13 protein-coding genes are annotated in these 19,332 nt (G+C 48.2%); 7 read left to right on the top strand and 6 right to left on the bottom strand.

All coding sequences use genetic code 11. From position 1 onward, the window contains the following. Positions 1-96: 96 nt before the first annotated feature. Genes Q9R46_RS27970 through Q9R46_RS27960 form a run of 3 tightly spaced genes read left to right on the top strand, consistent with a single transcriptional unit; the run spans position 97 to position 3,473 of the window. Positions 97-1,476 (top strand): DEAD/DEAH box helicase, encoded by a 1,380-nt coding sequence (locus tag Q9R46_RS27970; RefSeq protein WP_311282553.1) that lies wholly within the window; start codon positions 97-99, stop codon positions 1,474-1,476. A gap of 25 nt (positions 1,477-1,501) precedes the next feature. Next, complete coding sequence (locus Q9R46_RS27965; protein WP_145335498.1) at positions 1,502-2,254, top strand: ABC transporter ATP-binding protein; 753 nt, start codon at positions 1,502-1,504, stop codon at positions 2,252-2,254. Position 2,255: 1 nt separating this feature from the next. Continuing rightward, positions 2,256-3,473 carry an ABC transporter permease gene (locus Q9R46_RS27960; protein WP_311282552.1) on the top strand — a complete coding sequence of 406 codons (1,218 nt, stop codon included), beginning with the start codon at positions 2,256-2,258 and terminating at the stop codon, positions 3,471-3,473. Positions 3,474-3,646: 173 nt separating this feature from the next. Here Q9R46_RS27960 and Q9R46_RS27955 read toward each other — a convergent pair whose 3' ends face one another. From Q9R46_RS27955 to Q9R46_RS27945, 3 genes are all read right to left on the bottom strand, one after another. Next, positions 3,647-3,772, bottom strand: coding sequence for a YjcZ family sporulation protein (locus Q9R46_RS27955; RefSeq protein ID WP_208606778.1), 126 nt, complete (start codon positions 3,770-3,772; stop codon positions 3,647-3,649). Between the two features lie 281 nt (positions 3,773-4,053). Beyond that, positions 4,054-5,352 (bottom strand): aminotransferase class I/II-fold pyridoxal phosphate-dependent enzyme, encoded by a 1,299-nt coding sequence (locus Q9R46_RS27950; RefSeq protein ID WP_145415001.1) that lies wholly within the window; start codon positions 5,350-5,352, stop codon positions 4,054-4,056. A 166-nt stretch (positions 5,353-5,518) separates the two neighbouring features. Beyond that, the gene (locus Q9R46_RS27945) at positions 5,519-6,136 is read right to left on the bottom strand and encodes a pyridoxamine 5'-phosphate oxidase family protein (protein WP_311282551.1); all 618 of its coding nucleotides are present in this window, start codon (positions 6,134-6,136) and stop codon (positions 5,519-5,521) included. Between the two features lie 263 nt (positions 6,137-6,399). On the opposite strand from Q9R46_RS27945, the gene pdxR reads away from it, so the two are divergent. Further along, positions 6,400-7,857, top strand: a complete 1,458-nt coding sequence (gene pdxR / locus Q9R46_RS27940) for a MocR-like pyridoxine biosynthesis transcription factor PdxR (protein ID WP_311282550.1) — start codon at positions 6,400-6,402, stop codon at positions 7,855-7,857. A gap of 60 nt (positions 7,858-7,917) precedes the next feature. Then, positions 7,918-8,703: an AraC family transcriptional regulator gene (locus Q9R46_RS27935; RefSeq protein WP_090919385.1), complete on the top strand. Its 786-nt coding sequence runs from the start codon at positions 7,918-7,920 to the stop codon at positions 8,701-8,703. Between the two features lie 436 nt (positions 8,704-9,139). Here the strand turns inward: Q9R46_RS27935 and asd are convergent, their stop codons facing one another. Both asd and Q9R46_RS27925 read right to left on the bottom strand, forming a co-directional pair. Continuing rightward, complete coding sequence (asd, locus tag Q9R46_RS27930) at positions 9,140-9,934, bottom strand: archaetidylserine decarboxylase (protein ID WP_311282549.1); 795 nt, start codon at positions 9,932-9,934, stop codon at positions 9,140-9,142. Positions 9,935-10,018: 84 nt separating this feature from the next. Then, entirely contained in the window at positions 10,019-11,149 is a 1,131-nt protein-coding gene (locus tag Q9R46_RS27925; RefSeq protein WP_311282548.1) for a YheC/YheD family endospore coat-associated protein, read from the bottom strand. 346 nt (positions 11,150-11,495) lie between these two features. Between Q9R46_RS27925 and Q9R46_RS27920 the strand changes: the two genes are divergently transcribed. Further along, the gene (locus Q9R46_RS27920) at positions 11,496-15,842 is read left to right on the top strand and encodes a WIAG-tail domain (protein WP_311282547.1); all 4,347 of its coding nucleotides are present in this window, start codon (positions 11,496-11,498) and stop codon (positions 15,840-15,842) included. 191 nt (positions 15,843-16,033) lie between these two features. Here the strand turns inward: Q9R46_RS27920 and Q9R46_RS27915 are convergent, their stop codons facing one another. Continuing rightward, the gene (locus Q9R46_RS27915; RefSeq protein ID WP_145335485.1) at positions 16,034-17,596 is read right to left on the bottom strand and encodes a M4 family metallopeptidase; all 1,563 of its coding nucleotides are present in this window, start codon (positions 17,594-17,596) and stop codon (positions 16,034-16,036) included. Between the two features lie 642 nt (positions 17,597-18,238). Here Q9R46_RS27915 and Q9R46_RS27910 point away from each other — a divergent pair. Then, a complete protein-coding gene (locus Q9R46_RS27910) occupies positions 18,239-19,189 on the top strand; it encodes a glycosyltransferase family 2 protein (RefSeq protein WP_311282546.1) in 951 nt (316 codons plus the stop codon). Positions 19,190-19,332 lie beyond the last annotated feature (143 nt).

Genomic DNA, 19,332 nt, shown 5'->3' with positions numbered 1-19,332 from the left:
AATAAGATTTGGTAAGCGGGCTTTTTTCGCATATAATGAGAGGTAATGTGATGACAGGCTTTTGTTTTTTAAGAATAAATTTAAAGGATGGAATACATGACGAATCAAACTTTTGCATCAATTGGCGTAGCAGAGGATCTGGGAGCATTGTTAGCTCAGCACGGCATTAACGAGCCTTCCCCGGTACAGGCACAGACCATTCCGGTTATTCTGGAAGGGAAAGATGTGGTGTCCAAGTCACAGACAGGAACAGGCAAAACGCTGGCGTATCTGCTGCCGCTGCTTCAATCCATCAAAAGTGATATTAAAGGAACCCAAAAACTGATTATTGCACCAACGCAGGAACTTGCAATGCAAATTGTGCGTGAGGCTCAGCGTTACGGTGCGGATCGCGGCATCGGTGTACAAGGTCTGATTGGCGGCGCTGCCGTGAAACGTCAGATCGAGAAATTGCGTGAGCATCCAGAGCTGGTTGTGGGTACGCCTGGACGGTTGAAGGAACTGATCACACTTAAAAAGCTGAAAATGCACAATGTATCGACCATTGTTATTGATGAAGCGGATCAGGTGTTCCAGCTCGGCGGTGTAAGTGACGTGGAATTTGTGCTGAAAAGTGCGCTGCGCGACCGTCAGTTAATCTTCCTGTCAGCTACAATTGACGAACATACGGCTACACTTGCTAAGCGCGAGATGAAAGAGCCTGTTCATATCGGTATTGAACCGGATCGTGCGACGGCTGCAGGACTCGAACATTATTATTTTGTGGAAGAGAGCCGCAACAAGATCGATATGCTGCGTCGTCTGGTTAGACAATACAACCCGGATCGGGCAATCGTCTTTGTGAATGCAACGGAGGATATCGGTGAGGTTGAGGCAAAAATGAATCACCTCGGGCTGTCCGCAGCTGCGCTTTACGGAGATGCCGACAAAGTGACTCGCAGCAACGTACTCGCCGCTTTCCGTAACGGCAAAATTCAATTGCTGATCGCCTCCGAGGTGGCGGCAAGAGGACTGGACATTGAAGGTTTGCCAATGGTCATCAACTATGACCCTGCTTTTGACTCAGAGCACTATGTTCATCGCGCAGGCCGGACAGGCCGAATGGGACGTTCAGGAATTGTATTGTCCATCGTCGATGAAACCCAAATTTTCATCATGCGTAAATTCGCTCGCGAACTCGGAATTGAATTACAGGAGCGTACACTCTTCGGAGGTAAAGTGTTGGTGGCTGATCCGCGGCCGGATACGCGCCCTGAAGGACATTCTTTCTCGCGGAAACCGGGACAGTCCCGTGATCGCAAGCCAGCTCAAGGGAACCGGAAACCGGGTACGAGAGCAACCATTTCGAATTCGGGTCAGCGTCCCGCAAGCGGCAAACCTAGCGGCAACGGAGGCCGCACAGATAGCGACCAGAACCGCAAAAACAAGGGAGCGCCCAAATGGAGCAAAGACAGAGCGCCGCGCTCTGAGGAATAATCGGATGAAAGGGGTGCAGGGATAGATGGAAAATGTTCAATCGCCTGTGCTGCAAATCAGCGGGCTTAGTGGTGGATACAGTGCCAAACGGCCAGTGCTTCATGACGTGAACCTGGAAGTAGGCCGCGGAGAAATGGTCGGATTGATTGGATTAAACGGTGCTGGCAAGAGTACAACGATGAAACATATTCTCGGTCTGATGACTCCGCAACAGGGAGAAGTTCGGGTAATGGGCAAAAAACGGGACGAGGATGCACAGATCTACCAATCTGCGATGGCCTTTGTACCGGAATCTCCTGAATTATATGATGAAATGACCGTCATGGAGCATCTGGAGTTTACGGCAAGAGCGTACAATGTGTCCGAAGCGGATTTTAAACAACGGACAGAGAAGTTACTGAATTTGTTCCGCATGAATGAGAAAAGCACAAGTCTGTCCACACATCTGTCCAAAGGGATGCGTCAAAAGGTCATGATTATGTGTGCTTTTGTGGCAGGACCGCCACTCTACATTATCGATGAACCATTTCTTGGACTCGACCCGTTGGGTATTCGTTCACTGCTTGATTTTATGCTGGAGATGAAAGCAGCCGGATCTTCCATTCTGCTGAGTTCACACATTTTGTCCACGATTGAAAATTATTGTGACCGCTTCGTTGTATTGCATCGTGGACAGGTCATTGCTCAAGGAACACTAAACGAACTGCGTACGAAGTTCGGGGAGCCTGACACACCGCTGGAGCACATGTTCTACTCCCTCGTGCAAGGCAGGGATTAGTATGGATCTCAAGCTGTTATGGAAGCAACGTCGGACAGGTTTTTGGAATGGAATTTTACCTTATGTGGGCTATGTCATTCAGAGCGGCGTGGCGATGGTATTTCTGTTTCTCGTCATCGCTTTCTCCGCTTGGTATACCTCCTTCGTACAGAATATTCCTGCGGGATTTCCGATTCGCTGGATTGCTTTATTGTTGCTGGCTCCGCTTGCACTGTTTAGCAGTTATCGTACATATTTGCTTCCGGCAGATATTGTCTTCTTGCGGCCGCAGGAGTACCGGATGAAGGATTATTTGAAAAACAGCTTTGTGCGTGGCGTTATTTATAAAATGCTGTTGCTGCTTTTTGTATTTCTTACTTTGTGGCCACTTTATGTAAGGGCAGATGTAGATGCCAAACCACTAGGCTGGTCGATGTTGTTTCTCGTACTATGGAAAGTGTTGTCCAGTTATGGTGCATGGCAAGAACTGAGGATGGTTCAGGCTGGAGCGTCCAAGGGATATCGGATGCTCCGCTGGGCACTGGCTATACTTGCCGTTGCCGCCTGGCTATGGCAACCGCCACTACGCAGCCTTTGGTTTCTGTTGTTACTGGCCGCTGTTTATATCGTTGCGTTGCGTATACCTGTTAAACACCGAGTCGCTTGGGAACGTCTGATTCAGGTGGAGCAGACACAGGCAGGCAGAGTGATGCGTACATTAGGCTGGTTTGTCGATGTGCCATCGTCCGGGCAAAAGGTAAACGCTCGCCGCTGGCTCAGCAAATGGGGCAATGGGCTTCCATGGAATGCGGGACAGGCTTACCGATATCTCATGACCAAAACATTTATTCGAACGGAAGTATTCACCATTGTTCTGCGTCTGATCATTCTGGGTATGTTGCTTTCCTGGTGGACGGCAGGCAGTTACTTCGGAATCGGGGTATATCTGTTCTTCCTGCTACTTACAGGCATTCAACTGGGGGTGCTACGCCGCAGTCACAGTGAATCCTTCTGGATCATGATCTATCCGATCTCAGGAGAGAGCCGCCGTTCACAGGTGCTCGGTTTCATCTTCCAACTGAATGTTATAGCCGCATTGCTCATGTGGTTGCCGATGCTGGCAGCAGGAATGGAAGGTCTGAGCATAACAGGCATTGCACTTGTACTCGGTGTACTTGTGATTGTGCTGATGCGTCGTTCGCAGGGCAGCAAATGGCTCAAAGAGGAAGAGGACGAGTAGAAGAACCCAATTAGCTTAAGCTTTGGCTGAGCCGTCAGGTTTATTCATCACAAGTGAATGAGTCGTAGAAGCAAGAAAAGAAGGGTATTTCGGGCTGTATCCCGAGATACCCTTCTTTATTGATGTGTGATGTAAACTCATGATGTCGTGTGCGTATACATAGCGAAGGCGTATTAGTACAGGAAGGATTTTGTGATGATTACGAGCAGGATGAACAGTACGAGAATGGCACCAATGTTTGTGAATCCTCCAACGCCACAGTATCCGTATCCGCCTCTTGTATCTTCAACTTGGGACATGGTTCATACCCCTTTCGAGTAATGGTTTGGCACGCCCTTGCGTACATCGTATATTATGTGTCATGGTGTTAGGCTGATTGGGCCTCTGCCCGTGCATATGTGTTTTGGGCATCTGTCCAGTAGGAGGGTAGGAGCCTTAGTGGACGCAATTGAAGTTTTCTGAAAATGTGAATGTACTAAAACGAAAAAACCCTTCGGCGGTGACATTAGCTTTCGCAATGTGCCGCAAAGGGTTCTATTTTTAGAGAACATCTAAATTAGAAGGTTATATAACTTATATGCTAAGTCGTTTGTAGATCCTGAACGCCGCGATAGACCGTATCGAACAGTTCTTCCAAACCTGCTTCCTCAATACAAGAGAAGGCAATTCGCAAATCCGATTCACCGAGTGCAATCGTGCCCACACCATATTGGTGCAACAGATGGCTACGGAGTGCTTCAGCACCGACTTGTTTAAGCTTCAGACACATGAAGTAACCTGAGTTGAACGGATAATAATCCCATACGTCCCCATACTTACCGCTGTCCAGGATTGCTTTAACTTTGTTGGCACGGCCTTTCATAATCTCAAACTTTTCTTGTTTCTGTGCTTCAAACTCCGGTGCTTTCAGCGCATCCAGAACAAAAGTCTGTGAAGGATGTGGTCCGCTTGAAATCGTTGCACGGATGATACCAAGTGTTTTTTGCTCCAATGCATGCAAAACAGCAGCATCTTCATGAGCAAATGTAATGAATCCTACACGGAAGCCCCATACGAATTCTTCCTTCGTTGCACCGTCGATTTTCACCGTTAATACACGTGGATGGATATTGGCCAGTTTACCAAAAAGAGACTCATGAATGGAATCTTCAAAGAACAGACCAAAGTAAGCATCATCTGTAACGACAACAACATTTACACCCGCTTCAGCAGCTTGACGAATGGCATCAACGATGGCATCTGCTTCTGCGCCGCCTGGCGTGTAACCTGTCGGATTGTTCGGGAAGTTCAGCAGAACAATGGCTTTCCCTTTGTCCTTTTGTGCAAGCAACGCCTGAAGCAGCCCGTTGCTGTTGAAGTTCATTTGATCATCAAACAATGGATAATGAATCAACTGGCCGTGTCGACGAATTCCGAAAGTCAGCTCGTAATTCTCCCAGTTTTTATCCGGATATATAACAGCGTCCCCTTCTTCAGTGAACAGGTCGGCTACGATGCTGAGTCCATGAGTCAGTGCGTTCGTTACAATTGGATTCCCGAAAGATTTACCTTCCAGAGAAGGGGTTTCTTTCAGCATCTTCTCTCTCCAAACGGTTCGTAATTCAGGTTTGCCTGCAGGCGGTGCGTAAGGATACAAATCCTTCGGCTGGAATGCGGACAACTTCTCCTGAATCACCGGAAGATGCATGGGTACTCCACCCTCCAGAGCGATACCAATCGTTGCATTATAGGTCTTGGCCAAGCTTGCTGCTTCCGCAGATTGACTTAAGATACCTTCTTTAGGAAAATAAATTTCTTTGCCGAGTTGTGACAGCATGGAGTAGACGTGACTGCTGCCGGCCTGAATACTTTCGTTCAACTGTTCAGCCAGTGGATTCATTCTTTTCATCCTTCCAAGTCTTTGTGATTCACTGCCTAACATTATAACACCTTGACATGGCCCCGTCACGGAAATTACGCAATATGACAGTTATATCACTTCACCGCGTTGTTGCGCGGGGTCAGAATGCAACATAAGCATGAATGTAAGGCCGGATCTGGACGAGTTACTTCTGGTGGTACGGGCAATATTTTCGCATCATTTCAGTCGTTTCATAATCCCGGCCTTCGTTTCGTTTATGCAATTCCCCGCTGATGTGATCAAATCGTTCAGGCGTCAAATTCTGCCCGAATTTAAACTTGGCGCTGAGTCGCTCCGGTACGATTCGAACGACAGCAACGGCTTTGAGTTGCCCGGTGTAGCGTGAGTCCTGTGCATCAATCGGTACATAACCGCCTTGCGGTTGGAGTTTCTCCATAAACCGCTGCAGTACCTTACCTTTAATATCAAGATCTTCTACACGCTCTGCCAGACCGGATGCCATGACACTTTTGAAAAAAGAGGTTGCAGGACAGGCCAGTTCAGGGTCACTGAAAAAAGAAGGAATCAGCGAGAATTCCTCCGCCACGGTAAAGCTGACAGACGAGTTCTGTTTGATCTGTTTCATTTTTTCACCGGCTAAACTGCCATGAAAATAAAAGCAACCATCCATATATACAAAATTCAGCGGTGTTACTCTCGGTTCTCCATCCGGGCTGACGGTACCCAAAAAACCGAATGAGCACTGGTCCAGAAATGTAATGATTTCCTGTTCCTCTTCTACCGAAAACTCTTTGCGTCTCATGTGATTCCCCCCATTATTGTAGAAAGTGTTAGGACAGGTCTAAATGTAGAAAACCATTAGAACATGTCAGAAATATGATTACAGTATTGCATTCCATGAACATAACCATAAAACGAATATTGACAGTAAAATAGATCCAATTTACATTCATTTTTATAGGCCAATTGGGATGGAAGATGATTTTAAGCAGGAAGTAAGACCAGGAAAAGATAGAAGTGAAAATAGAAGTAAAGATCAAGAAGACATGTTAAGGGGGGAATCGCATGGAATTGTGGCTACCACTTGATTCATACGAGCTCCAATATCGATACAAATATCAAGCGTTATATCACGCACTGCGGGATGCGATTCATTCAGGTACACTGGAAGCAGGAGCACGGTTGCCATCTACGCGTTTAATGGCGAAACAGTACGACATGTCGCGCGGGTCGGTAGCCCAGGTATACGATATGTTGCTTGCGGATGGATATGTCCGTGCTTATCCGGGAAAAGGAACCTATGTTACGGAATCCTTGTCCGTGCATTACAACGATCATAGCGAAGCGGTGTTGCCTTTATCTCCATGGGGAGAGCGTCTTCGCGCATTAACCGCAGAACACAAACGTTCACGTGTAGAGGTGGAACTGGCACAGGAATCGGTCATCAATTTTCGGATGCAGCGATTGTTGCCAGAACATTTTCCAAAAGCCGAGTGGAAAAGCGCACTCGCTGCGGTTCATCGCAGTGGCTGGCGGGATGCAGGTGGTGCAGCCGGTGATCCAGAGCTGCGTGAAGCGATTGCCGCACATCTTCGCTGGACACGTGGTATTCAAACGGAAGCTTCACAGATCGTACTGTTCAGTGGATCGATACAAGGCATTACGCTGTTATCCCAGTTACTCATTGATGAGGGAAGCCCTGTGGTGCTGGAAAGTCCGGGTTATCAAGGCATTGTACATGCGGTCAGATCTTGCGGCGGCCAGGTAATACCGGCAGCGGTTGATGAAGGAGGCATTATCCCGCAACATTGGCAGGCAAAGACGTTATTTGTCACGCCGACTCGTCAGTTCCCTACCGGAGCGGTGTTAGGGCTGGAACGAAGGCGTGCCTTACTGAACTGGGCATCAAAACAAAATGCCGTTATTGTGGAAGACGATTATGACAGTGAGTTCCGCTGGGGTGGACGGCCGATTGAACCACTTAAGGTGCTTGATCGTGAGCAACGCGTGATATATATCGGTTCGTTCTCCCAAACGATGCCCGCTTCGTTCCGGCTCGGTTATGCGGTGTTGCCGAGCAGTCTGGTCGAGCCATTGCTGGCTGCCAAAGCTCTGTATGAACCGGTGTCACCTGCGTTGCTGGAACAACGTGCACTAGCCAGATTTATGACACGAGGTGGATACATGCGGCATTTACGTCGATTAACCCGACTATATGGGGAGCGGCATGACTTTTTTGTGGAGGAGATGAATCGGTGGTTGCCGCAAGCATTCACCATGCAGCCAGGGGATGCCGGTTTGGCCATTTATGCGATCTGGAACGGTGACCAGGCAAGTTATGAACGGTTTACCAAAGAGCTTCATAAGCAAGGAGTTTTGTTCCGGGATGTAGAGCAGTATCGCTTGATTCCGGGGCATGCTGCGATTTGTTTCGGGTTTGCTCATCTGCAAAAAGCGGAGATTCGTGAAGGGATACAGCGGATGCAAGCCGCGTGGGAGAAGTGTACATTTTCGTTTCAGTGAATTCCGCTGTATAATGGGATAAGTGTTTAAAGAGATTAACTGTCAAGGGGGAGTGGCGACATGCTGCAGGCATCGCCGTCATCATTTGTAATTTTGCCCGCTGTCGCCAAAATAGTCTGTGAGCCGGGCTGGAAATGGCAGAAGCGTGAAAAACCGATGCAAAATTATGATTTATTTTACGTGTGGAGCGGTGAAGGCACGGTTATTTTGAATGATCAGCCTTACGAGGTTGGCAAAGGGAGTTGTTTCCTGTTTCGTCCGGGAGACCATACAAGCGCAACGCATAACAGACAGAAACCACTGGTGCTTACATATATTCATTTCGATGTGGACGAGCCTGTTGTGGATGTACCTCAGTCTTACCGTGAAGTGCAGGAGACCGTGGAGTTCGAGCATTTGCTTGCACGTTACGTAAGGCTGTTTTTGTCCGATGTGTATGGACGTGATGAAGAGAGCAGGCTGATTCTGAAGCAGTTAATGATCCATTTGCTGCGTGCGGATACGGAAGAACCTGTGGAGAAAAAGGTAAGTAATCAGTTGTCCGATGTGATTCAGGAGGTCGCGAATTATGTTCGTCAGCATCCCGGAATAACTCATCGCGTAGAGGATCTGGCTGCACGAGCCGGTCTGTCGCCGCGTTATTTTTCAATCAAGTTCAAGGAACTTGTCGGATCATCGGTTCAGTCCTATATTATTCGTATGCGTATTGAACGGGCAGAACATCTTCTGGTGCATACCGGTATGAACGTGACCGAAGTTGCGGATGCACTGGGCTACCGGGATATCTTTTTCTTCAGTCGTCAATTCAAGCAATATACAGGCAAAAGTCCGTCAGAGATTCGTTAAACACATGTCACAGAGACTCGTTCGAAACCATCACACGTTTCAATGCTGGATGGCTAGGGTAAGTAACTAGCATTCCAAATGACCTTACAAGGAGGAAATGTGATGATGAACGGAAAAAGACGGGTTCGCAGCCGTAGAAATTCTATTAAGGGATGCAGTATTTTTCGGAAACGTCTGCGCCGGCTGAGACCCGTTGAAGAACTGCAGGACGTATGGTTCTAACGTTTGGAGATATGACGATTACCTACCTTATAATGAACAGGCGATCCAGCTGAAGAGATGCTGCGCCATGCATGTATACATGAAATGATATTTAGGCAATTTAGAATGGTAACATTTCATATCATGAACGATAGGCATGAAAGATAAAGAATAAAGAGGATGGCGCAGCACCGGATTGCAGGTGCTACGCCATCCTCTTTATTGACGCGTAAAGTTAAGGTTGTTTGGGTTTCAGACGACCAAGTAAAGTTCCCATTTTAACGGAATCTCCAGGTTTCAGATCAGGAAGCGGTTCAAAGGTATCGGTCTGCATAAGCAACACAACGGTAGAACCAAACTCGAAATAGGCCAGGTCATCGCCTTGAGCCCAAGCTTGGGTGTCCATATCGGCGTATTGAATGCTGCTGACATTCATTGCACCCACTTTGACGACAGCTACTTCACCATATTCATGCTGAATATACGTAATAAGCCGTTCATTGCGGCTGAGCACGGACTTCATATGGGTGAGTCCGAAATCATTCACAGGATAAACCTTGCCTTTGATATGTTCGCTCTCCATCCTACGACCACTGACAGGTGCATGAATGCGGTGGTAGTCGCGCGGACTGAGATAGAGCACAAACACATAACCATGCTTGTACTTCTCCAGATGTGGAGAGTGGTTTAACAATTCAGCAAGTGTATAATTTTGTCCCTTAACATTCAGAATGGTTCCTGCGGAAATCGGGCCTGCTGCCGTAATTTTGGCGTCGACAGGGCTGATCAAAGCATGTTCCGAAAGGTCTAGCGGGCGCATCCCGGGTTTTAATTTGCGAGTGAAGAAATCATTCAGGGAACGATATTCTTTCCAATCCTTCTCGGCTTCCTGTACAGGGATGTTGTAGGTCCGGACAAAATAAGGGATCAATGCTTTGCTTCCCCGGCTTTTGGAGAAAGCTCCCACGGTCCGGGAGATCCATTTGCGCGAAGAAAGCTCAGTCATTAATCGCAACAGCGTTTTTGCCATGAATATCCCCCTTAGGGTTAATACAAACTTCAAGGCCGCAAAAGCGGCCATTCTGCATAATATTGACACAAATCACGAATGAAATCAATACAATCCACGATCATAGGTTTGTGGCTGTCTAGGAATGCTGGAGTTGTGATTGACGAGCAAACGTCCGTACGCCATCGGTTTGTTATATGTCATCTGCCAATGTTCCTGCATGCCGGCTTTACGGAAACCATATCGCTGATCCCTGCCATTGCATTCAATAAAGTAAATTTCTCCGTTTTGGGTCACGCCAAGGTCGAGGCCCAGATCAGCCAGATGAGGCAAGTTGGAAGCCAACGTGTGAGCAATACGAAGGGCAACCATGGCGATTCGGGCTTGCAGTTGGAATAGCTCGGTACTCGGTTCAGCCAGACCAAGTGCTCCAGCAACAGTCATGACTTTGCCGCCTTGCGCGATGTTTGTGACAAACGTATGCGCCGGAGCTGCCTTGGCAAACATGCCCGTGACACTCCATACCCCATCTCCCCCGCGCTGTACAGATACTCTCAGATCCACGGGCCTTCCCTCATGCCGGATGAGCGGAATCCGTTCTTCAATCAGATAAGCATGGCGGAATATCCGCCTTAGTGTAGCGGAAGGCAATTGTGCCCGGCTCAACTTAAAGGTTGCCCAGCCTTTGCGCGATGCTCTGGTTTCACAGGTGAGTTTCCAAGTTCCCTCCTTCCGGAAGAGCCGCATGATGCCATGACCGATGCTGCCACTGCAAGGTTTAATGACGAGATCTTGATAATGTTCCATCATGTAAGTGAGGGATTCGGGGGTTGCTTTGACTGCGTGGGGCAGATGATCTTTTAAAAAAGGGTCCTGCCGCAGCATATCATGCACATGATCCTTCCGGTAACGATTACGCACGTTATATACCTGGATTCCTTGCAGGAGTAAACGTGTAATCTGTCGCTGTTCCGCACGGCGAAGCTGAAGCGAACGATTATGGATTATGGAAGGAAGGGGTATACGTTCTCGGACGTATCGACCTTCTTTTTTCACATAAGCCAGACATGTTTTACGATCCAGATCGATATCCTCCAGCCTTAAAAAACAAGGCGTTAATCCGTAACAGGCTGCAGCCTGTTCATAATTGGCGAGTGATTCCTGACCGGTCCTTCCGGCCGGTATCCCCCGGTACATGCGTGAATCGAACATAATGCCGATCGTTTCTTGGAGCATGACCGTTCCTCCTTCATTGTTATCGCGCAACCATGATTTTTTTTCAGTATGCCGGCCTGTCAATGCATGGTTCTAACATCGCGATAACGCAGACCGGTGTGCAGACGCACTTGTATACATCCGTTGATGTTCCATCATATCTTATGAAAGGAGCGGAAACGGGGCGTGGACAGCCGCCTTGTCTCTTCATTTCGTACAGCCTAATTACGCCAGGTCAGAAATAAACTTATCCTGAGTAGACCGAAATCTGTTCAAGGATGTGTAAAAGTAAAGCAAGAAAAGTGGCAGAAGCCCAGCTCAAAGCATATGATGCCGGAGATGAACGTTAGGGGAAGGAGCTGGCCTCATGAGTAAAAAAGGCAAGAAAAAGGTTGTGACGCCTAAAGTGCGTCATATCAGTCCCAAATTCAGGGAGCTGGATCTGATGGATCGGCGACTGGAATTCAGCAAGCCGGAAAAAACAGTGAAAAAAGAGGAGGTTTCGACTTCCGATAGAGTTGTCTCCAAGGAAGTTATTGCTGATACCGCAGTAACATCCGAACAAATCACGTCCGATTCATTCATTAATAAACCCGATGTGGTTGTGGAAGTGCAAGATGCGGAGCAGAAGCAAAAGCAAGAACAAGACAGAAACCAGGTGCAGGAGCAGCAAATTTCCCCTTTAAATGCAGAAAAAAATAGCGTGGAAAAAGAAAGTGTAGAAAAAGAGCTTCAGATCAGAAGCGTCGCTCACCTTCCATTAAATGAACACGATAACCAAATCCGTTTAACAGGCAAGCAGCGTCTTGAACAATTAAACCAGAACCAAATGCCAGGCTATGAAGGGCAGTATATTTATACAGATGACCTCAGTGAGTTTGCCGTCACGGAAAGTAAACTGGCTCCTTTTTCGGTGGACGCCTCCAAGCTGAAATCAGGAGCTGTAGGAAGCGAGGCGCTTCAGGATTATGCAGTAACAAGTATTCATATCGCGGATGGTGCAATTGTTTCTGCTAAGCTGGCCGAGGCTTCGATTGCGGAGGAACATCTGATTGATGGCTCTGTATCAGGTCACAAAATCAGAAATGCATCCATCGCTGGAGATAAAATCCGGGATGGGAGCATTACCTCACAGAAGCTGGGTAATCAGGTCATTGATGCAGCCAAAATAGCGGATGGCTCCATCGGCACAAGGCATCTGAGTCGCCTGCTCGTCACAGAGGAATTAATCCAGAATCAAGCTGTTACTGGTGAAAAAATCGCGATTAGCGGGATAGAGACCCGTCATTTAGCTGGTGGGGCTGTCCATACCTCGAAACTGGCGGATGATGCGGTCACCAGTGCCAAAATCCGTGATGGAGCGGTGACAGGTAGCAAGATTGAAGAGCAATCGATTGATGCACGCCATATTCAGGCTGGTTCGGTGAAACAGTCTCATCTGGCTGAAGGTTCCGTTGGACGTAATCAATTGCTGGCAAGTAGCATCGGCAGTGAACAGATTGAGGATGGATCGATTCATACAAGGCATATTGCCGAACATGCCTTGAATGGACGACACCTGGTGGATGGTTCGATCGGATCAGTCCAGATTCGAGCTGCTGCTGTAGGGAGCGAACAGATCGGCAATGCCGAAATCGGCAGTGAGCATCTGGTCGATGGAGCCATCATTAGCAGCAAGCTGGCAGATCAATCGGTGGGAACAGCAAAATTGCTGGAGCAAGCGGTGACGGCTTCGAAACTGGCAGATCAAAGCGTTGTCGCTTCCAAAATATCAGATGAAGCCGTGCTCGGGAAACATCTGGCTAAAGGCTCGATTCGCGGAGAACATATTGCCAATCGAGGCATTACACCGGTTCATGTGGATAATGGTGCTATTCATTCCATACATTTGGCGAGTGGAAGCATCGAGACAACGCATCTATCCGAGGGAAGTGTATCTGCGGATGCGCTAGCTTCAGGTGTTGTGCTGGAAAAACATCTGGCGGAATCTGCTGTAGGATCATTCCAATTGCAGGATGAAGCAGTCACAACCGCAAAGCTGGCATCAGAGAGTGTAACGGCTGATAAACTCGCTCCAAGTGCGGTTACAAGCAAAGCTATAGCCGCAGGTACGGTCAATTCGTCCCACTTGGCCAAAGCAGCCGTATCAACGGCTCATCTGGCTCCCGGCAGTGTTGATTCCGAAGCGCTAAGGCCGTATGCAGTGAAAGCGGAGCACCTGACTGAGCATGCCGTAGGTGCCCCTCACCTGCAGCCGGGCAGCGTTCAGTCCGAGGCCATATCACGTGCGGCGATTACTACCGACAAAATAGCTCCGGGTAGCGTGACTTCAGCGCAGATGGCAGGCGGCTCCATCTTCCCACCGCATCTTACAGACCATGCTGTGACATCACCTAAACTCTCACCGGAAAGTGTCTCTACAGATAAGCTGGCTGATCTATCGGTCACCTCGGCCAAACTGGCTGACGGCAGTATCACTTCCGCCAAAATTATGGCCGAAAGCATCGTTGCCAAACATATCCCTGCGGAAACGATTCGTGGATATCACCTGAAGCAGCATACGATCTCGCTGGAGCATCTGTCCGATGAGGTGCGTACGCCGGAATTATTTGCAAACGGCAGCATCCCTGGCAGTAAGCTTCGTCAAAGAACAGTGACGACAGAACATCTGGCCACCGACTCGGTATCTGGCGAGGAATTGCAATACGGGGCAGTAGGGAGCGAACATCTGCAACGAGCATCCGTTGATTCTATGCATCTTGCCGAAGGCAGTATAAAATCAGATCATTTGACTGCCCAGGCTGTCCATAGTGTTCATCTGAGAGAAGAGGTCATTCGCGGTGAACATATCACCGAGCAGGCGATATCTTCCGATCATCTGATGGCCGGAGCGGTGCACACAGAACATTTGGCTCCGCTCTGTGTAGCAGAAGCACATTTACAGCCAGGGCTGATCAGTGGATTGCATCTGCAATTGGAATCTCTGGGGGCTGCACACCTGCAACAAGGTGCAGTTCATTCTCGTCATATCCAGGATGGAGCTGTTTTCGCTCATCATATTCAGGAGCGGAGTATTGGAACAGAACATCTGGAGGAAGAGTCTGTCCGATCCGTCATTTTACAAGATGGTGCAGTTACTACGTCTAAATTGTCAGATGGCAGTGTGGACGGCAGTAAACTGACCGAAGGAGCGGTAACCAGCATTCATTTAACCGAAGAGAGTGTGCAGTCTGCGCATATCGCAGAAGGCGCAATCTGTGCGGATCATATAGAGGATGGCAGCATTACAGCAAGCCATTTGAGTGAAGTTGCTGTAAACACCGTTCATCTTCAAGATGGTGCAGTTACTACGTCTAAATTGGCAGATGGCAGTGTGGACGGCAGTAAACTGACCGAAGGAGCGGTAACCAGCATTCATTTAACCGGAGAGAGTGTACAGTCTGCCCATATCGCAGAAGGTGCAATTCGTGCGGATCATATAGAGGATGGCAGCATTACAGCAAGCCATTTGAGTGAAGTTGCTGTAAACACCGTTCATCTTCAAGATGGTGCAGTTACTACGTCTAAATTGGCAGATGGCAGTGTGGACGGCAGTAAACTGACCGAAGGAGCGGTAACCAGCATTCATTTAACCGAAGAGAGTGTGCAGTCTGCCCATATCGCAGAAGGTGCAATTCGTGCAGATCATATAGAGGATGGTAGCATTACGGCAAGCCATTTGAGCGAAGAAGCTGTAAACACTGTTCATCTTCAAGATGGTGCAGTGACAGCGTCTAAACTGGCAGATGGCAGTGTGGACGGCAGTAAACTGACCGAAGGCACGATATCGTCTGTGCATCTCGCTGATCGTGCTATTGATGGCAGCAAATTAAGTGAGCAAAGTATCACGTCCAGTCACTTAAATGATGGAATTGTTGGTACATCACATTTAAGTGAAGAGATCTGGAATGCGATTCGTCAGGTCAGTGCAGAAACGCTGGAGCAGCTTGCGGAGTTCAAACGGCAGGAAGCGATGCAGGAAGTGCAGCAGTTTATGCAGTCGGTAGGTCTGCCCAATGAAGGTCTGTTTGCCTGGGGAGATGATGCGGAGGAGTCTTCGGATACGCCAGTTGAGCTCCAAGCCGGAAATCTGAATCTTCAGGAGCTGCTCGGGCTACGTAATGATTTGGAAGTAGATGAAGTATCAATAGAAGGCGAGTCAGTTGCGGAAATCACTGAAGCTGGAGATGCATTGGATGGAGAACATGCGTTATCGTTGGATATCGCTGACACAGAATTCTCCGATGCTACTGCGCCTCAACAGTCTGATCCTGAGGTGCCAGTCACCTATAACCTGGAGCCTCAGTCAGTGACACAAGAGCATTTGTGTGATGGTTCTGTAGGCAGTGAACAGTTGCAGACGGGTGCTGTTCAAGCCGAACATCTGGCATTCCAGCCGGTACGTAGTGTCAGTAAACAGCCTGCTGTGCAGCAGTTTGGCATGGAAGCTTTTGTGTTGCCAGAGAATGAAACGTGCACCGAAGTGACCATAGTTTTTGAAGAGTCGTTTGTTTCGGAGCATTATGTCATTGTAGCCATGAGCAATGATCGTGGATTCCAGGTATCCCTGTTATCCCAGAGCGAAGATGAAGCTGTATTGGAAGTAACGCGAACAGCAGACTGCAAGCATACGTATGGTTTGTTGTCCTGGATTGCAGCAGGACCATCGGCATAAAAAATAAACAGAAGCGGTGTCCAGAGTTTGTCCCGGACACCGCTTTTGCTTGGCAAGCCTGACCGTTCGGACATGAGGGGTGTCGGAACGATGCTGTTTTTTTAATACAAGAATAATTGCAAAAATAATAAGTTCGGCATTACATTTTTATGGATGGCTATAGGCGCTGCAATGATCGTTAACGATAACGATTACAGTCCTACAGCTTGATAGGCTTTAGTGATTGCCGTTGCCTCGGCAGAATTCGCACCGTAGAGGTCTTTGGCAGCTTGAATGGTTGCCGTTTTGGCTGCTGCAAATTTGGATGTCGGTGTCAGGTAATTCACCAATGTGCTGTAGAAGATACGTACCGCTTTATCCCGGCCGATGCCGCTAACCGTTACACCGTTATGTGTACCGCCTTGGGCTGCAAGGTAATAAGCTTTGTTGATAATACCGCTGTTGGTATGCACACCGCCGTTATCCGCACTACCCGTGTAACGGTCACTATATTTGTCGGGCTGACCATACAGCGTAGGGTTAGACAAGGAGCGTAGCGCGTCACCTGGAATGTTAGGGGTATAGATATCGTCACCCAGCAACCAGTTTTTGCTCTCGATGGTGTTCCCTATAATATCGGCAAAAGCTTCATTTAAAGCGCCCGGTTCATTACGGTATTCCAGATTGGCCGTATACTCGATGACCCCGTGTGTTAATTCATGACCTACAACATCCAGGTCAGCAGAGAATGAACGGAACAGTGAGCCGTCGCCGTCACCAAATACAATCTGTGCCCCGTTCCAGAAGGCATTATTGTAGTTGGAGCCATAATGTACTGTGGAGCGAATTAACAATCCATTGCCATCAAGGCTGTTGCGGTTAAATTTATTTTTGTAAAAATCGTAAGTAGCGGCAGCATAAGCATGTGCATCTACAGCTGCACGGTCTGTCCATACGTTATCGGAATCTGTGAGCAGCGTGCCTGGCAGAGAGGAGCGATTATTCGCTGTGTAGGTTTGGATGCCTTTACCCCGAGTAGTATCTTTCAGTTGGTAGGTACTGCCGGATTGCGTTGTAGTCAGCGTTTTGGTGTCACCCAGCACGCCTGTACCTGTGCCTGTAGCAAAGTTGATGATATCAAACTGGGATACGATGCTTCCGTCCACGGCGTTAATAAAATATTTGGTTCGCAGCGGGGCAGGTTCAAGTACGTTCACTTCGGTAATGTAAACCAGATAGGTCTGGCCGTCATCTTCATGATGATAAATATTGAGTTCAGCCTTAGGCTCAAGCTCCGGTGCACCTAACTCGCCGATCCGGGATGTCGCTTCTTCCGAAGCCACTTTGATCGCGTCTTCTGCACTGATACCAGGGACTCCATCATTAGGAATCGCTTGTTCTTCAACAGGCGGAAGTTCACCGAGAGCAGAAGTCACAGCACCCGTCTTGTCCAGATGGAGGGTCTGCTCAGCGCCGTAGACCGGAATGCCTTTGATGTACTGTTGCAGACGGAAGTGCCTTACACCGGAAGTGTCCGTGTTACGTTTAATGATTTTGAGCTGGCTTTTGATATCAGAGTTCAGGAACTCTTCCTGTTGTCCAAGGTAATTATAGATCGTTTCGTCAGGATTGTTGTTCAAAAGGATGCTCTCCTCGGAGGCATAAGGGGCCTCAAGTGGAATAGATGGATCAGATGGCGCTGCAGTAGCAGAGGATACGGAAGCGAGCAAAAGAGCTCCTCCAAGAATTGTTGGCATAACTTTGGCAAATTTCATTGATAACTCTCCCATTCTCATCTAAATTTTTGTTAAAAAAAAGGGTTTATGCCTAACTCGGCTGGGTTTCCGTCTGCATCTGGCAGGGCGGAGTGAGGGGCTGAAACAGAAGTGTGTTGAAAGAAGCAGGGGTTGTCCCCCTAGTGATTGTGGCAAACCGAAGGTTCTACATAGAACCGGGATGTTCAATCCGTGTGTGGCATGCGCGAAGAAGAAAGCTGGCTTGGGAACGGCATCACTCCTTTCAAGTTCAGGGCTGGGTTAGTGTACAAAACGGAGGAGATCAAACGTCTTAACTAACCGAAGGTCAATAAAAGGATAGAAAGAAACGAAGGGGGAACTTAAGTTCTTGGTAAGGTTAAAAATGTAAATTGTGTGGCTTGAATCGTATAGTATCACAGTGTAAAAGTTTGGAAAAGATGCAATTTTAATTTTTTTTGAAAATTGTGTCTAAGGACAGGGAAGAAGTGTCATTTTTAAAAATATTGACGAATATTGTCGGATCACAGGGTGGCTGTACTTACATCTCCGCCCAGAAGCTAAGCAGGATAAGGACATACGCCGTTTCCACTGCTCCACGAATACATAGAATAACGTGTACTCCCTTGGCATGATCAGGATGGATTGTGGGAGGTGAATTTGTTGCGGAAACAACGTAATAGAGCCAGTTTTGCAACAAAAACAAGAAAAAAGCGTACCAGACGGGTATCTGAAAAAAGACGAATCCAATCGAGAAGGAAAAGGGGTACAAAGACCTATGTCTTCTCCTTACCACCTAACCACTCATTTCATTCGAACGATCGGAGAGAAGCACATGAGATAGTTGGGGAAGTTACTGAGCAAGACAGAGAAGTTATCCGGCAACCTGTGCTATCGGTAATTATTCCAGCGATGAACGAGGAACGCACCATTGCTGCTGTAGTCCGTGAAGCGACACGTATATGCCGCGATGCGGAAGTATTGGTTATTGTAAACGGGTCAACCGATGGCACGGCAAATGAAGCTGAACGGGCTGGCGCACGGGTACTCCATTATCCCGAAGCTCTGGGACATGATGCAGGACGAAGAGTAGGGGCAGCATCAGCCCGAGGGCAGATCCTGCTGTTCACGGATGCAGATATTCTGATCCCGGCCGAACACTTGGCACCTTACGTTCAGGCAGTACTAAATGGAGTCGATGTTGCACTGAACAATTACAACGGTCCAGTGACACGGAGCTCTGTTCATCCGGTCATTGAAGCGAAACATGTGTTGAACAGTCTGCTCTCCAGATCCGATCTTGGTGGTGCTTCTATGACAGCCATTCCTCATGCGCTCAGCAGGCAGGCACTTGAGATCATTGGCGTATCTTCGTTGGAAATTCCGCCACTTGCTCATGCCAAAGCGATATTTGGCGGTCTGAAGGTGCAAGCTGTGCATCATGTGCCTGTAGGCAAATGGAATGCTGTTCGCACAAAAAAACGAGGCGGTGCTGATCCGCTTAGCCAGCTCGTACTGAGCGATCATCTGGAGGCGATCCGCTGGATTGCAGATACACGGGGGCCACGGGGGGGGTACCCTGATCTGCAACGTGTTCGCAGTCTGGCTCAATAGGAAGTTGTAACCGTCAGAACGGTAAAACTTAAGATCGGTAAGTAAGCTGAACTCATTAGCCTAGCTGTGAAGAAATAAATGATTATGTGATAGAGACGGCAACATGCGGAGGTGATAGCGACGAAAACAAGATCAGGAGTAAG

The organism is Paenibacillus sp. RRE4 (genome assembly GCF_031844205.1).
Taxonomy (GTDB): domain Bacteria; phylum Bacillota; class Bacilli; order Paenibacillales; family Paenibacillaceae; genus Paenibacillus; species Paenibacillus xylanexedens_B.
This window is presented reverse-complemented; position numbering and strand designations above follow the sequence as displayed.

Excerpts from the sequence above, each read along its gene's own strand:
- Q9R46_RS27945 (WP_311282551.1), bottom strand. The coding sequence starts at position 6,136 with ATGAGACGCAAAGAGTTTTCGGTAGAAGAGGAACAGGAAATCATTACA.
- Q9R46_RS27935 (WP_090919385.1), top strand. The coding sequence starts at position 7,918 with ATGCTGCAGGCATCGCCGTCATCATTTGTAATTTTGCCCGCTGTCGCC.
- Q9R46_RS27925 (WP_311282548.1), bottom strand. The coding sequence starts at position 11,149 with ATGCTCCAAGAAACGATCGGCATTATGTTCGATTCACGCATGTACCGG.
- asd (WP_311282549.1), bottom strand. The coding sequence starts at position 9,934 with ATGGCAAAAACGCTGTTGCGATTAATGACTGAGCTTTCTTCGCGCAAA.
- Q9R46_RS27955 (WP_208606778.1), bottom strand. The coding sequence starts at position 3,772 with ATGTCCCAAGTTGAAGATACAAGAGGCGGATACGGATACTGTGGCGTT.
- pdxR (WP_311282550.1), top strand. The coding sequence starts at position 6,400 with ATGGAATTGTGGCTACCACTTGATTCATACGAGCTCCAATATCGATAC.
- Q9R46_RS27960 (WP_311282552.1), top strand. The coding sequence starts at position 2,256 with ATGGATCTCAAGCTGTTATGGAAGCAACGTCGGACAGGTTTTTGGAAT.
- Q9R46_RS27970 (WP_311282553.1), top strand. The coding sequence starts at position 97 with ATGACGAATCAAACTTTTGCATCAATTGGCGTAGCAGAGGATCTGGGA.
- Q9R46_RS27915 (WP_145335485.1), bottom strand. The coding sequence starts at position 17,596 with ATGAAATTTGCCAAAGTTATGCCAACAATTCTTGGAGGAGCTCTTTTG.
- Q9R46_RS27920 (WP_311282547.1), top strand. The coding sequence starts at position 11,496 with ATGAGTAAAAAAGGCAAGAAAAAGGTTGTGACGCCTAAAGTGCGTCAT.
- Q9R46_RS27950 (WP_145415001.1), bottom strand. The coding sequence starts at position 5,352 with ATGAATCCACTGGCTGAACAGTTGAACGAAAGTATTCAGGCCGGCAGC.
- Q9R46_RS27965 (WP_145335498.1), top strand. The coding sequence starts at position 1,502 with ATGGAAAATGTTCAATCGCCTGTGCTGCAAATCAGCGGGCTTAGTGGT.